This window comes from Paenibacillus sp. XP01 (genome assembly GCF_057364885.1).
Window position 1 is genome coordinate 6019698 of sequence record NZ_CP139481.1, and the last position, 12118, is coordinate 6031815.

At 50.6% G+C, this 12118-nt stretch carries 13 protein-coding genes; 5 read left to right on the top strand and 8 right to left on the bottom strand.

Annotated features, from left to right (window positions below):
- Positions 1 to 167 precede the first annotated feature (167 nt).
- Entirely contained in the window at positions 168 to 1010 is an 843-nt protein-coding gene (locus SNR34_RS27170; protein ID WP_486180598.1) for a DegV family protein, read from the bottom strand.
- Positions 1011 to 1314: 304 nt separating this feature from the next.
- Between SNR34_RS27170 and SNR34_RS27175 the strand changes: the two genes are divergently transcribed.
- The 4 genes from SNR34_RS27175 to SNR34_RS27190 all read left to right on the top strand — a co-directional run bounded on the left by SNR34_RS27175 (position 1315) and on the right by SNR34_RS27190 (position 4675).
- Positions 1315 to 2091, top strand: coding sequence for an ABC transporter permease (locus tag SNR34_RS27175; protein WP_339274715.1), 777 nt, complete (start codon positions 1315 to 1317; stop codon positions 2089 to 2091).
- The gene (locus SNR34_RS27180) at positions 2088 to 2888 is read left to right on the top strand and encodes an ABC transporter permease (RefSeq protein WP_236420478.1); all 801 of its coding nucleotides are present in this window, start codon (positions 2088 to 2090) and stop codon (positions 2886 to 2888) included. Before SNR34_RS27175 ends, SNR34_RS27180 begins: the two co-directional genes overlap by 4 nt.
- A 21-nt stretch (positions 2889 to 2909) precedes the next feature.
- Positions 2910 to 3878: an ABC transporter ATP-binding protein gene (locus SNR34_RS27185; protein WP_236420583.1), complete on the top strand. Its 969-nt coding sequence runs from the start codon at positions 2910 to 2912 to the stop codon at positions 3876 to 3878.
- 119 nt (positions 3879 to 3997) lie between these two features.
- Positions 3998 to 4675 (top strand): succinylglutamate desuccinylase/aspartoacylase family protein, encoded by a 678-nt coding sequence (locus SNR34_RS27190; RefSeq protein WP_486180599.1) that lies wholly within the window; start codon positions 3998 to 4000, stop codon positions 4673 to 4675.
- 111 nt (positions 4676 to 4786) lie between these two features.
- On the opposite strand, the gene SNR34_RS27195 is transcribed toward SNR34_RS27190, so the two are convergent.
- From SNR34_RS27195 to SNR34_RS27225, 7 genes are all read right to left on the bottom strand, one after another.
- Positions 4787 to 6313, bottom strand: a complete 1527-nt coding sequence (locus SNR34_RS27195) for a glycoside hydrolase family 32 protein (RefSeq protein ID WP_486180600.1) — start codon at positions 6311 to 6313, stop codon at positions 4787 to 4789.
- A 44-nt stretch (positions 6314 to 6357) separates the two neighbouring features.
- The gene (locus tag SNR34_RS27200; protein WP_486180601.1) at positions 6358 to 7185 is read right to left on the bottom strand and encodes a carbohydrate ABC transporter permease; all 828 of its coding nucleotides are present in this window, start codon (positions 7183 to 7185) and stop codon (positions 6358 to 6360) included.
- Positions 7185 to 8069, bottom strand: coding sequence for a carbohydrate ABC transporter permease (locus SNR34_RS27205; protein WP_339274722.1), 885 nt, complete (start codon positions 8067 to 8069; stop codon positions 7185 to 7187). The genes SNR34_RS27200 and SNR34_RS27205 overlap by 1 nt, the downstream gene beginning before the upstream one ends.
- A gap of 176 nt (positions 8070 to 8245) precedes the next feature.
- A complete protein-coding gene (locus tag SNR34_RS27210) occupies positions 8246 to 9520 on the bottom strand; it encodes an ABC transporter substrate-binding protein (protein ID WP_486180602.1) in 1275 nt (424 codons plus the stop codon).
- A 166-nt stretch (positions 9521 to 9686) separates the two neighbouring features.
- Positions 9687 to 10667, bottom strand: coding sequence for a LacI family DNA-binding transcriptional regulator (locus tag SNR34_RS27215; protein WP_339274726.1), 981 nt, complete (start codon positions 10665 to 10667; stop codon positions 9687 to 9689).
- 90 nt (positions 10668 to 10757) lie between these two features.
- Positions 10758 to 11192, bottom strand: coding sequence for a FixH family protein (locus SNR34_RS27220; RefSeq protein WP_486180603.1), 435 nt, complete (start codon positions 11190 to 11192; stop codon positions 10758 to 10760).
- Positions 11193 to 11214: 22 nt separating this feature from the next.
- Complete coding sequence (locus SNR34_RS27225) at positions 11215 to 11664, bottom strand: disulfide oxidoreductase (RefSeq protein WP_343262021.1); 450 nt, start codon at positions 11662 to 11664, stop codon at positions 11215 to 11217.
- Between the two features lie 221 nt (positions 11665 to 11885).
- On the opposite strand from SNR34_RS27225, the gene SNR34_RS27230 reads away from it, so the two are divergent.
- Positions 11886 to 12095 carry a hypothetical protein gene (locus tag SNR34_RS27230; protein WP_486180604.1) on the top strand — a complete coding sequence of 70 codons (210 nt, stop codon included), beginning with the start codon at positions 11886 to 11888 and terminating at the stop codon, positions 12093 to 12095.
- Positions 12096 to 12118 lie beyond the last annotated feature (23 nt).

The window sequence follows — 12118 nt, forward strand, 5'->3', positions numbered from 1 at the left end:
CTCTAATTACCGCACAGTTTGCGAAAATTGGCAATGAACGGCTGCATCACAACATCAGCATATCGATTCTGCTCTCCAGAATAAAGACGCAAAAACCCGGGGCACGCTTGTCGGGAAGCGATTCACCGGGTTTAAATCGGATACTTCATATCGTTAATCTTTATGCACTATGCCTTTTCGCTGCGAATCCAGCACATGCCGATGGTTCCCGCACCTGCATGGATGCCTACAACGGAGATGAACGGCATGATCTCGGTTTTCAGTTTGGGCAGAAGGGACGCGATCTGCTGTTTGATGGACAGTGCTTCCTCGTGATTATCGGCATGCATGATGCAAACATGCTTTATTTTCTCCATATCCAGTTTGAGCACGTCCAGAATGCGCTGCTTGGCGCGTTTGAACGTACGGATTTTATCGTTGACCACCACTTTGCCTTCCTCAAAGCGCAGCAGCAGATGTATCTTGAGCAGCTGGCTGAGGAGCAATTGCGTTCCCGATACCCTTCCGCTTCGATGAAGCTGTTGCAGGCTGGCCGGAATGATATAAAAAGACATTTGTTCGATCATGCCTTCGATGTGCGATTTGATCTCGGATGCGGTGCAGCCTTTTTTCTGCAATTCCAGTCCGGCCAAAATCATTTCCCGAAGAGGGTACGCCCCTGCCATGGAGTCAATTGCAGTCACCTCCACTTCCGCAATTTCCGCCGCTTGCATCGATGTGTTCAGCGTTCCGCTAAGGCCGGTTGAGCAATGTATGGCGATGATTTCGTCATACTCCCCCTTTAGCGATTCATATAAGGCAACGAATTCGCCTATGGGCGGCTGTGACGTGCTAGCCCGGGAAGCTTCGGCGAGCTTCTCGTAAAACTGCTCCGGCGATAGTTCCTCCGTCTCGCGGAAACATTCTTCTCCAAATACGATGCGCAGCGGCACAATATACACGTGGTTTTGCCGTGCGAAAGCGGGTTCGAGCGTGCTTGTGCTGTCGGTGACCCATGCAATTTTCTTCATGACATCCTTCTCTCTTGCCGGATTGGTGATCCTGCATTTTTTCTCCAATGACATGCCCGGCTTGTTATTTTTGGGGGTTAATCATTCATGGTGTAAACGATTACGACCATACCCTTCCAGTATATAAGAACAGACCTGCCGCTGTCTTGCCGGCCATCGCGGAAGCGCTTCATAAATACCGTATTTTTCTAAAAAAATGTCTTGCCCGTGAAGGAATAAATTGGTATGATGTTGTCCTTCTCTCTTTTTCGCCTTGACTGAAGTGAACGGAAACGCCGTTCAATACACTTATCGGAGGTGTCACATGCTTTATCTTACGTTGGCTTCCAAAGCCTACGCCCGAAATTTGCAATACCGCGGGGCCCATATGGTTCACAACCTGGCAAGCGCCATGTTTGGGTACATGTATGCCTGCCTCTGGATCGGGATCGGGGCCGATCATTCACTCGGGGAATACGGGACACAGGGGATGGTCAGTTACATTGCGTTTACGCAAGCTTCCCTCTGGATTTCGGGTTTCATGACTCAAGGCCTCGGCATACCGGCTGCGGTCAGGACAGGGCAGATTGCGCTCGACCTGATGCGACCGGTTCACCTGTTCACCCAATTGGTGGCTCGGGAATGGGGCCAAATCGCCTACCAGTTTTTGTACAAAAGCATCCCCATCTACTTACTCTTCACCATTGTTTTTTCCCTGTCATGGCCTTCACAGGCCGAAACCCTGTTTACTGCAGCAATGGCTCTCGCCGGTGCGTCCTACCTGTCGATCTGCATGAATTACCTGATCGGGGCCACCGCGTTGTGGACGACCGAATCATCGTGGCTGCAATGGGGCAACCATGCCATGATCAATCTGCTGGCCGGATTTTTCATCCCGCTGGAATGGCTGCCGGACTGGCTGGAACGTGTTGCATGGCTGTCGCCTTATCCTTATTTGTTATATGTACCCACCCGAATCTATCTGGGCTATGAAACCGGCTCCCTGCTCTGGGGAACCTTGTTTTGGTGCGTACTTATGACCGGGTCCTGTCTGCTTGCCACCCATTTGCTGCGGCGCAAGGTGGAGGTGCAAGGCGGATGAAAAAGACATCCTGGTTTTCGTTATATACCATGCTCATTCGGGCAAGCATCCGCAGCCGGATGCAGTACAAATTCAACTTCATCCTCGCTTCTGTCCTGGCCGCGCTGATTCAAATCTGCGAATTTCTCATGGTCGCCCTTGTCCTGCACAAATTCGGTGCCATTCGCGGCTGGTCGCTGCATGAAATCGGATATCTGTTCGCCATGATGACGCTGTCCAAAACGCTCTACCGCTCCTTCGCAAACGAAGTGCATCACCTGGAAAAATACCTGGTCGGCGGCGAATTAGACCAGCTGTTAACCCGGCCCATGCCCGTTCTCCTGGCGCTGCTTCCGCAAAACTTTCGCATTATGGCCGGCGAGGTGCTGCAGGGCGGTTTCATTCTGTGCTGGTCGCTCGCCGGCATGATGCAAAACGGACAGATTGGATGGACGGCCATCCCGCTATCTTTGCTTATGATCGTTACCGGGGCCGTGATCCTGTTTTCCATCGGTCTGGCGACCGCCACCCTTGGATTCTGGACGACACGCATCGAGGAACTGCAAACGATTACCGAGGATGCCGCACGTACGGCGGCGCAATACCCGCTGACGTTGTATCCCAAATGGATGTCAGGCTTCCTGCTGACGGTCATTCCCGTCGGTTTCGTCAATTACATTCCTTCGCTCTATCTGTTGCGGGGACAAGGAGGAGCGTGGGTATTGGCCGCTGTCGCTGCCGTTGCCGCAATCTGTCTGGCTGCCAGCCTCCGCTTCTGGAAATTCGGCATGACCAAATACCAAAGCACGGGAAGTTAAAGGAGGACATCTGCCATGAACATGATTACGGCAAACCAGTTGCAAAAGGAGTTTCGAACGCCAGTCGTGAGCGAAGGCCGCTTCTCCGGCTTGCGCACCCTGTTTTCAAGACAGTATCGCACCAAAGAGGCTGTCCGGGATATCAGCTTTGAGATCGCCCAAGGCGAATTTGTAGGGTATATCGGGCCCAACGGTGCAGGCAAATCCACCACAATCAAAATGCTGACAGGCATTCTTCACCCCACATCGGGGGAAGTTTTGCTGGCAGGCATGAACCCTCATCGCGAGCGCCGCAAAAGCGTGCGTCGCCTCGGCGTTGTATTCGGTCAGCGCAGCCAGCTCTGGTGGGACCTGCCGGTGAAGGATTCATACGACATTTTGGCTGAAATGTACGGGGTTCGTGCTTCCGACAAAAAACGGCGGCTGGACCAGTTCGCGGATCTGCTGGATCTGGAATCTTTCTGGGCTACGCCGGTCCGCAAGCTATCACTCGGACAACGCATGCGGGCCGATCTGGCCGCCTCCATGCTGCATGATCCGGAGCTGCTGTTTCTCGATGAACCCACCATTGGGCTCGACGTCAACGCCAAACGAAATATCCGTCAGTTTCTGAAAACATTGAATGAAGAATTCGGCAAAACAATACTGCTCACCACCCACGATATGGATGATATTGAGCAGCTGTGCAGCCGTGTCATGGTCATCAACCACGGCCAGCTTACGTATGACGGCAGCATTCCGGCACTGCGTGACACGATTGGCCTGCCTACGCTGATTCAAGTCACCTATCGCAATGGGTTCCGCAGGCCGCATACGTTACCTGCTTCGATTCACATCGCCAATGTGGAGGAACGGGTTGTCACGGTGGAAGTCAATCGGAAGGAATGGCGCACGATGGATATTCTGAAACAGCTGGAGCAATGGGGAGAGATTGAGGATGTCGAGATGAAGGAACCCGACTTCGAAGACATAATCCATCGCGTGTACTGAGCTATATCGCAAGCGTTGTTCGGCGGAAGCCCGATCTGGTCAAATTAGGCTCCTGCCTGTTCATTTGCCGTTTCGAACATGGGGGACATGACGTACTGTAGTAGTGGAGGTGAAGCGTCATGTTGGTCACAAAACATAGACTTGCGGCATCTACCCCCTATGCCACTCCCTACTATATAGTTAGAGCAGCCAGGCCGGGGCCGGTCATGATGATTACTGCAGGCATTCATGGAAATGAAACGGCGAGCATGACGGCCGCGCAGAAACTGGTAAACGATTGCGATACGGAAAGCGATTACATTCGGCGCGGGTTGTTGATTGTCGTTCCACGGGTGAACCAACAGGCATACAGTCGCAAAATCCGCGGCAAACCGGACCTGAATCGCACTTTTCCGCGAAAAAAATCAGGCAAAGCGACTCATCCACTCGCTTCAGCGCTATTCAAGCTTGCTTTAAAACATCACCCGGACTGGTGGCTTGACCTGCATGAAGCGAATGGATTATCCCAATTAAGCCGAAACGTGCTTGGACAGACACTCATCACCAATCCAGGAAGCAGCGCAATTCCTGCCTGCAGAAGGGCGATTCAGCGAATAAACCGGACCATTCCCAGACGTGATCTGCATTTCAACTTAAAGCAGCACGAATTGCCGGGGTCTGCCCGTACCGCAGCAAACCTGGTCCTTCAGGCACGTTCCGTGACCGTTGAAACGTGCTGGAGTCTGAAACGTTCGGATCGTATCCAATATCAGTCGGAAATGCTGCATCACTTCCTTAAGGAAGCTCGCATGATTTAAATCTAAGCATGGCGAAACCGCTGCGCTTTAGCGTAACGTTTGTTCAACGATAAAACCACCGTCTCCATAACTATGGAAAGCGGTGGTTTTTTGAATACATGCGATACCTATTTAGATATTGAACTCCAGATTCCATTTGCAAAGCTCTATTTGCATGCAGGGTCCGACCGAGAAAGCCGAGATGCCTGTGGCATCCGGACCAGGATAGATGCGCGCCGTCATCACCTGCTCTCCCCCCTGAATAAATACTTCAACCGAAGAGACGTCCACAAAAATTCGCAATTCCAATCGCCCCTGCTGCAATTCAACCTGCGTTGCCCGTTCTCCACCTGGGCCGCTTCCAGCTAGATCCCGATTAAGGGAAAGCCTCTGCCGTTCCACATCATACGAAATAACCGTTTCCTGTCCGTGGCCTGTGCGCAGCTTTAATCCAAACTGCTCGGCTTGCCCGGCTTCAAACACAGCATGCAGTTCGTAACAATTCCCATGCATGCCTGGATCACATGTCCCATCCAGCGAGGCACGGTACTGCTCCATGCCTTCTGCACGATAACGCGTAAGCTCCGCGACGGGCAAAAAATGCAATCGATCGCCCTTCAAGACAAGCTCGCGCGGCAAGGTCATTGCTCCAGCCCATCCGTGCCCTTGCTGCGTGGGTATATCCGTCTCCCAAGTTTCCATCCAAGCCATCATAATCCGGCGTCCTTGCTCATCCACCATCGTTTGGGGGGCGTAGAAATCAAACCCGCAATCCAGCGGATGGTATTGTTCATAGTCAAGCACGCCTCGTTCCACATCGAGGGAACCAACCATATATACTGTGGAATGCAAATTCCGATAGTTGTCCATCTGGGCCGGCATCCGCTGAGGTGACATGATTAGGACGTCCTTGCCACCAAGGGAAAACAGGTCGGGACATTCCCAATTGTCCCCAAGCGTTCCATCACTTTGCGCCAAAACGTTCACATAGCTCCATGTCTCGAGATCGTCAGAACGGTACAGCAGAATGACTCCCTGCCCTGCCCCATCATTCGAGCCCAATACGCAATAATAGCTGGCATCGCGCATAAACACCTTCGGGTCCCGGAAATCCTTGGAGCTGGTATGCTGCGGAATCTGATCCACACGGATGACCGGGTTCAGCGGGCTTTTGACGAAATCAATGCCATTGTCCGATACAGCCAGATTTTGCGTTTGGATATAATCGTTCTCTTTGTCGGGTCCAGTTATGACATGTCCGGTATACAGGAGCACCAAATTCCCATCCTTCACAATGGCGCTTCCAGAGAAGCACCCTCCGCTGTCGTATGTCTGATCCGGAGCGAGCGCAATCGGCAGATAGGACCACTTCACCAGATCCTTACTTACGGCATGTCCCCAATGCATCGGCCCCCATACTGGCGAATATGGGTAATGCTGATAGAAAACATGATAGAACCCGTTGTAATAGATCATCCCGTTAGGATCGTTCATCCACCCTGCTTCGGGCATCAAATGATAATTGAGCCGGTATGTTGGGTCGATATGGCTGTGCTGGTCCGCAATATATCCATCGGCTTTCTCCCGCGTGTACCTCGGTTGTTCGTTCGCCTGCAATGGGCCAGCCCACGCTTTCTTTTCAGATGATTCCTGATTCATTAGCCTTCCACTCCTGTCTCTCTATGTGTATCAACAGATCATCGTTATTTGATGGAGCCTTGCATTACTCCTTGAATGATATACTTTTGGGCAAACATATACACGAGCAGCACGGGCAGCAGCGTCAGCACCAAACCAGCCATCAGTGGCCCGTAATCGACCGTGTAGGTGCCATAGAAGTAAAACGTAGACAACGGCAGCGTCCGCTGCTCGGATGAAGTCAGCACCAGGGACGGAAGCAAAAAGTCATTCCATATCCATAACACATTCAGCACCGTAATCGTCACGCTCGTTGGTAAAAGCACCGGCAGTACGATTTTGAAAAACGTTTGAATCCTGCCGCAGCCATCCATTAACGCCGCCTCTTCCAATTCGAGAGGGATGCTTTTGATGAAACCGTGATAGATGAAAACCGCCAGCGGGCTGCCAAAACCGATATACATGTAAATGAGGGACCATTTGTTATCCAGCAGGTTAAGCGAACCGTAAATTTTCACCAAGGGGATCATAATCGCCTGGAAAGGGATAATCATCGCAGAAACCATCAGAAAAAAAAGGTACTGGTTAAGCCGGCTTTTATGCCGAACGAAGAAATGCGCCGTCATTGCCGCGAGCAGGGCAATCAGCACAACTGCAGTTATCGTGATCAGCAGCGAGTTCCCGAATGCGGATACATAACCCATTTTAGTGAACGCACTTACATAGTTATCCCATCGAAAGGCGGACGGCAGTCCCAGCGGATCGGACGTAATGACCTGGTTTTCCTTGAACGAATTGATGATCAGCAGCAAAAAAGGAAACACAAACAGAACAACGGCGATCACTAGTAAAAAGGATTTGCTCCAGGAGATGATGCGTGATTGTCCTGCCATTATGCCTCAACCTCCAGTTTTTTGCTAAAGTAGACCTGAAGCAGCGTAACGGTGGCAACAAGTATAAACAGTACAAATGCCTCCGCCTGGCCCAACCCGTAATCACGCGCCAGAAAAGCCTGTTCATAAACGTGCATCGAAACCATTTCCGTGCTTTTGAAGGGGCCTCCGCTCGTCAGTGAAACGTTAAGGTCGTACACCATAAAACCTCGTTGAAGGGAAAGAAACACACATACGATAAAAGAGGGAACCATCAACGGCAATACGATGCGCATTAACATTCTGCGGCTGCCAGCGCCGTCAATGCTCGCTGCTTCCATCACGTCCTTGGGCACATTCATGAGCCCCGCAATATAGATCACCATCATGTACCCTGCATACTGCCACACCGTAACAATCACGAGTGCCCAAAAGGCTTTGTCAGGGTCCGCGAGCCAGGAAGCGCCAAACAGCGCGATGTTCAGCTTTTGTCCGGCGAACACCAGCACCTGATTGAAGATAAATTGCCATATGAATCCCAACACAATGCCGCCGACCAGATTTGGAAGGAAAAATCCCGCCCGAAACCAGCCTTGTCCCCGCATTCCCCGAGTAACGGCATAGGCCAGCAAAAACGCGACGGCGTTGGTCAGCAATACGGTGATGAACACATATTCCAGCGTCATGGCAAACGAAGTCCAGAACACCTTATCCTTGAATACGCCAACGTAATTCGCCCAGCCGACAAAACTTTGCTCCACGGCGATGCCGTCCCAGTTGGTAAACGTCAAATAAATACCGTATAAAAAAGGAACAATCATCACAGTAGCAAAGGCCAGCAGCGTGGGTCCCGTAAAAACCAGTCGTGTGCGCAAGCGCGCCCACATTCCTTTTTCGGTCAGCATGGTCATCCTCCATCCACTTCCGGTTTTGAATGCCGTTTTTTCGGCCGGAGGCCAACCAGGTTTGGATCATCATTCTCTGCCTGGGGCACTCCGGCTTAACGGCTGTATGTTTAGGCATGCGTCAGAGTCAGTGCAGTTCAAGAGCCTCGTCTCACCACAACTCTTCCCTGTTACGGTTATTTCACGTTTGTCCAATAGGACTGGATTTCCTTCGCAAGTTCGCCCCGATCAATGACATCCGCCAAATACTTCTGCATGGATGCCCCTAATTTGGACCAATGATCTGCCGGCAGCGTACTGACGGATTCCTCGATCTTGCCTGCTTTGATGTATTCGCTAATCGACTTGCCCAGCGGATCATTGGGTTCAAGGGTGATATTTTTGAACGCCGGAATTACGCTCGCTTGATTGACCAGAAAATCCTGTCCTTTGTCCTGATAAACGATCCAATCAAGGAACTTCTTGGCGGCGTCCTGCTGCGCCGGAGTGCTCTTCTCTTTATCAATCAAAATGCGCTTGGACACGGCTGCGGAAATTTGTGTGTTGCCGAAATCCCCTGGATTGTTGCTTACAGGAACAGGGAGGAAACCGTATTTTCCATCCGCGGTATCGAAGCTGTGGATTTGCGGCCAAGCCCAGTTTCCTTGGAACCAGAGGCCCACTTCGCCTTTCCCTAAAACTTCCGGTCCGCGTTCATATGTGCCCGAAAGCGGAGACGCTTTGTCGATATTGTAGGTTTTCATCAAATCAAACGTATCCATAAGTCCGTTAAAAACCGCATTCGAAGCAAGATCGACCTGTCCTGCCTTGAGATTGGCGATGAACTGCTGTACCTGAGCCTGATCCGGCGATTGGCCTCCGTAGGCCAGTCCGAGATAATGCGCTCCAAGCGACCAGTCCATTGGCGAAATGATCAGCGGCGATTTCCCGGAAGCCGCGATCTTTTGAAACAGATCATCAAGCTGTGCCGTTGTCTGGATCGTTTGCGGATCGAATGTTCCGCCTACCGCCTGATCAAGCACGTTCTGGTTGTAAATAAAACCGTATCCTTCGATGGAGAACGGAAAAGCATAATTTTTGCCATCGAATGTCGTCGTTCCCGTGCTATTTTCCACAGCATCCTTCATCCACGTTTCATTCGTTAAGTCAAGGACGCGATCCTTGAATTTCTCGACATCCCCGGTGTCCAGCATCATCATCGTAGTCGGGTTGCCTGAAGCATACAGTGCCGAAGCCTTCTCAAAAGGGGATTGGCCGTTTCCTACAGGCACGATTTCCAACGTAATCTCCGGATGATCTGCATGAAAATCCTTTGCAGCCTGCTCCAATTGGCTGTTGATTTCAGCTTTGGAATTCAACAGGGTAATTTTGACGGAGCTATCGGAGGAAGCACCATCGTTGCTTTCAGTTCCTGTCTGCCCACCGCCGCAAGCTGATAGCAAAATCACCATAATTAATGATAAAACCGATAACTTCATCCATGTCCGCTGTGTTTTCATCTGTCTTTTGCCCCCGTTCGTTGAATTAAAAAGGAACCGCTTACAAAACCGATTATAGTGTCAAAGGTTTGACATGTCAATCGTTTGACATAAATAAAAAAAGAAAAACAACCTCGTCTCAGGTTGTCTCTCGTTCTACCATAGTCACAGGCAGGATATGTTCCATTTCTATCTCTTCCTCGGCCAATTGCTGCTGGATCAATTGAACCGCAAGCTCCGCCATGCTCTCGATCGGCTGCCTTACTGTCGTAATCGCCGGGACGACATACTCCGCTGCCCGAATATTATCGTAACCCACGATGGCAATGTCCTCAGGAACTTTTCGCCCATGATGCATGATCTGTTTCAATGCATGAATAGCCATCAGGTCACTGGTAAAAAACAGCCCATCGACCTCCGGATGGCCGACAAGAAGCTCTTCGACAAGCTTTGTGTATTGCTGCTGGCTAAACACGTTGAGATCGGTTTGATGAATCATGGTTGGGTTGATCCCATGGGCCTTCAAGGTATCCAGAAATCCCGTCGTTCGTCGATTGGATAGCATCTGCAGCTCCAGATTCCCGCAAATGTGGGCCAAATGCCGTCTGCCTTTAGAGATCAGCAGTTCGGCAGCCATCACACCTCCCTGGTAGTTATCCGAGGAAATGAAGGGGATATGCGCTCCGATTTGCCGGTCAAAGGTAACGATGGGCGAATGAAGATTCATATACTCGTCCACCTCAAGCGTATGGCTTCCCATAATAATGCCGTCAACGCGGTTTCCTTTGAGCATTTCCACATACTCACGCTCTTTGGCAGGGTCCATGTGGGAGTTGCACAACATAATCTTGAAGCCGTTCTGGTAGGCATGGTACTCAATAAAGCTTGCGAGTTCGCCAAAAAACGGATGCGAGACGTCTGGAATGATCAAACCTATGACGTTGGACTGCTTGCGCAGCAGCGAGCGGGCAATCTCGTTCGGACGGTAATTCAACTCGTCCATGCACTGATACACCTTGTCGCGTGTCTTCTGACTGATATAGCCCCGATTGTTCAATACACGGGAAACCGTCGTTACGGAAACCCCTGCCTTGAGCGCAACGTCATGAATTGTTGCCATAACAACCTCTTTTCCACTGCAATTTCATAATGTAATTATACAACCATCCTTGCACACAAACCCAATCTTCGTCCTATTCGCTGTACATCGTCATTCGACGATAATCTTTTTCTTCGGCATGCTGTGCATGGCGCCATGCGTGACATGAACCTGTACGATATACGTACCCGGCTCTTCGAATGTATGCTGGATTTCATATAAGCCCTTGTCCACTTCCATAGCATCCAGAGCCCCCAGTTCTTTCAAGTCCTCCGCAGTCATCAAGGCTTGCTCGGGAGCACCGTCAAGCTCATTCCATACCTGGAACTGGACGTGATCCGCCGCCTCAACAGGCTGCCCGCCCTGCGTCAGTTTAATTTGCAGCGCCACGGGCTTTTGCACGGTTGCTTTCTCAGGCACCACAAACTGGACCTTGATCATTTCCGGCATCTCGTTCGTCGCCGCATTTTCCGAACCGGTACACCCCGTAACCAATACGATTAGTATCGTGAGAACAGGTACTACCCATTTGACTTGTCCGAACATCCATGATCCGTCCTTTCCCGAATTAAGCGGATTTCGATGTTTTGCCGATGCCCCACAGCATCACGGTGATGATCATAAACGCAATGAGTGCCAGCAGCGGAATCGTGATAAATCCGAACCAGTTCAAATAGTCGGTATAACAAGGAATTTGTCCGCAAGCCACGGCGCTGCCTGTAGCCGAGTACACTCGCTGAATCACGACATGGTACAAGGAGATGCATCCTCCTATAATGCTTAGTGGCAGCACGTATCTTCCGATTTTGAAATCGTCCTTGAAGTAGGCAATGCCCAGCACAATCGTTAGCGGGTACATAAAAATACGCTGGAACCAGCATAGATCACATGGAATAAATCCTTTGATTTCACTGAAATACAGGCTGCCTCCTGTCGCAATGACCGAAACGGCCCAAGCCAAAAACAAACGTTTGTCCGCATGTTTCGCAGAGTGCCCGGTTGCGGATGGTGTACTCATCCAATCTGTCCTCCCCCAAAAATGTGCTCTTATCGGATAATCATACAATAATCACGGCGTTCATGGCTATTCTTGGCATGTCCATCCCGGCACACGCATGATTAGTATACCAAATATTTGAATATTTTGGATATGAATCTTACATCCCATGCCATCCTGGAGTACAATCATATCAAGGCCTCACGCCTTGGCAGAATACGTTCTTCAATGGAGGTTGTGCCATGACGATGCTTCCCTATATTTTGATCGTAACCATCGCCCTGTTCGGTGGAATTGCCACGCTGATGATCGGAAATTCCAAAGCCAATCAGAAGAGCAATCCCGAATATGATCGCAGAACCAAGCAAAATTTAAGCCGACTGACGTATGTATATATAGGTGCCGTGGTCTTTGGCATAGGCGGGCTGGTGCTGTATCTCGTTAACGGATGATTCCGCGTTGGTAATCTCATCAA

Excerpts from the sequence above, each read along its gene's own strand:
- SNR34_RS27170 (WP_486180598.1), bottom strand. The coding sequence starts at position 1,010 with ATGAAGAAAATTGCATGGGTCACCGACAGCACAAGCACGCTCGAACCC.
- SNR34_RS27175 (WP_339274715.1), top strand. The coding sequence starts at position 1,315 with ATGCTTTATCTTACGTTGGCTTCCAAAGCCTACGCCCGAAATTTGCAA.
- SNR34_RS27180 (WP_236420478.1), top strand. The coding sequence starts at position 2,088 with ATGAAAAAGACATCCTGGTTTTCGTTATATACCATGCTCATTCGGGCA.
- SNR34_RS27185 (WP_236420583.1), top strand. The coding sequence starts at position 2,910 with ATGATTACGGCAAACCAGTTGCAAAAGGAGTTTCGAACGCCAGTCGTG.
- SNR34_RS27190 (WP_486180599.1), top strand. The coding sequence starts at position 3,998 with ATGTTGGTCACAAAACATAGACTTGCGGCATCTACCCCCTATGCCACT.
- SNR34_RS27195 (WP_486180600.1), bottom strand. The coding sequence starts at position 6,313 with ATGAATCAGGAATCATCTGAAAAGAAAGCGTGGGCTGGCCCATTGCAG.
- SNR34_RS27200 (WP_486180601.1), bottom strand. The coding sequence starts at position 7,185 with ATGGCAGGACAATCACGCATCATCTCCTGGAGCAAATCCTTTTTACTA.
- SNR34_RS27205 (WP_339274722.1), bottom strand. The coding sequence starts at position 8,069 with ATGCTGACCGAAAAAGGAATGTGGGCGCGCTTGCGCACACGACTGGTT.
- SNR34_RS27210 (WP_486180602.1), bottom strand. The coding sequence starts at position 9,520 with ATGGTGATTTTGCTATCAGCTTGCGGCGGTGGGCAGACAGGAACTGAA.
- SNR34_RS27215 (WP_339274726.1), bottom strand. The coding sequence starts at position 10,667 with ATGGCAACAATTCATGACGTTGCGCTCAAGGCAGGGGTTTCCGTAACG.
- SNR34_RS27220 (WP_486180603.1), bottom strand. The coding sequence starts at position 11,192 with ATGTTCGGACAAGTCAAATGGGTAGTACCTGTTCTCACGATACTAATC.
- SNR34_RS27225 (WP_343262021.1), bottom strand. The coding sequence starts at position 11,664 with ATGAGTACACCATCCGCAACCGGGCACTCTGCGAAACATGCGGACAAA.
- SNR34_RS27230 (WP_486180604.1), top strand. The coding sequence starts at position 11,886 with ATGACGATGCTTCCCTATATTTTGATCGTAACCATCGCCCTGTTCGGT.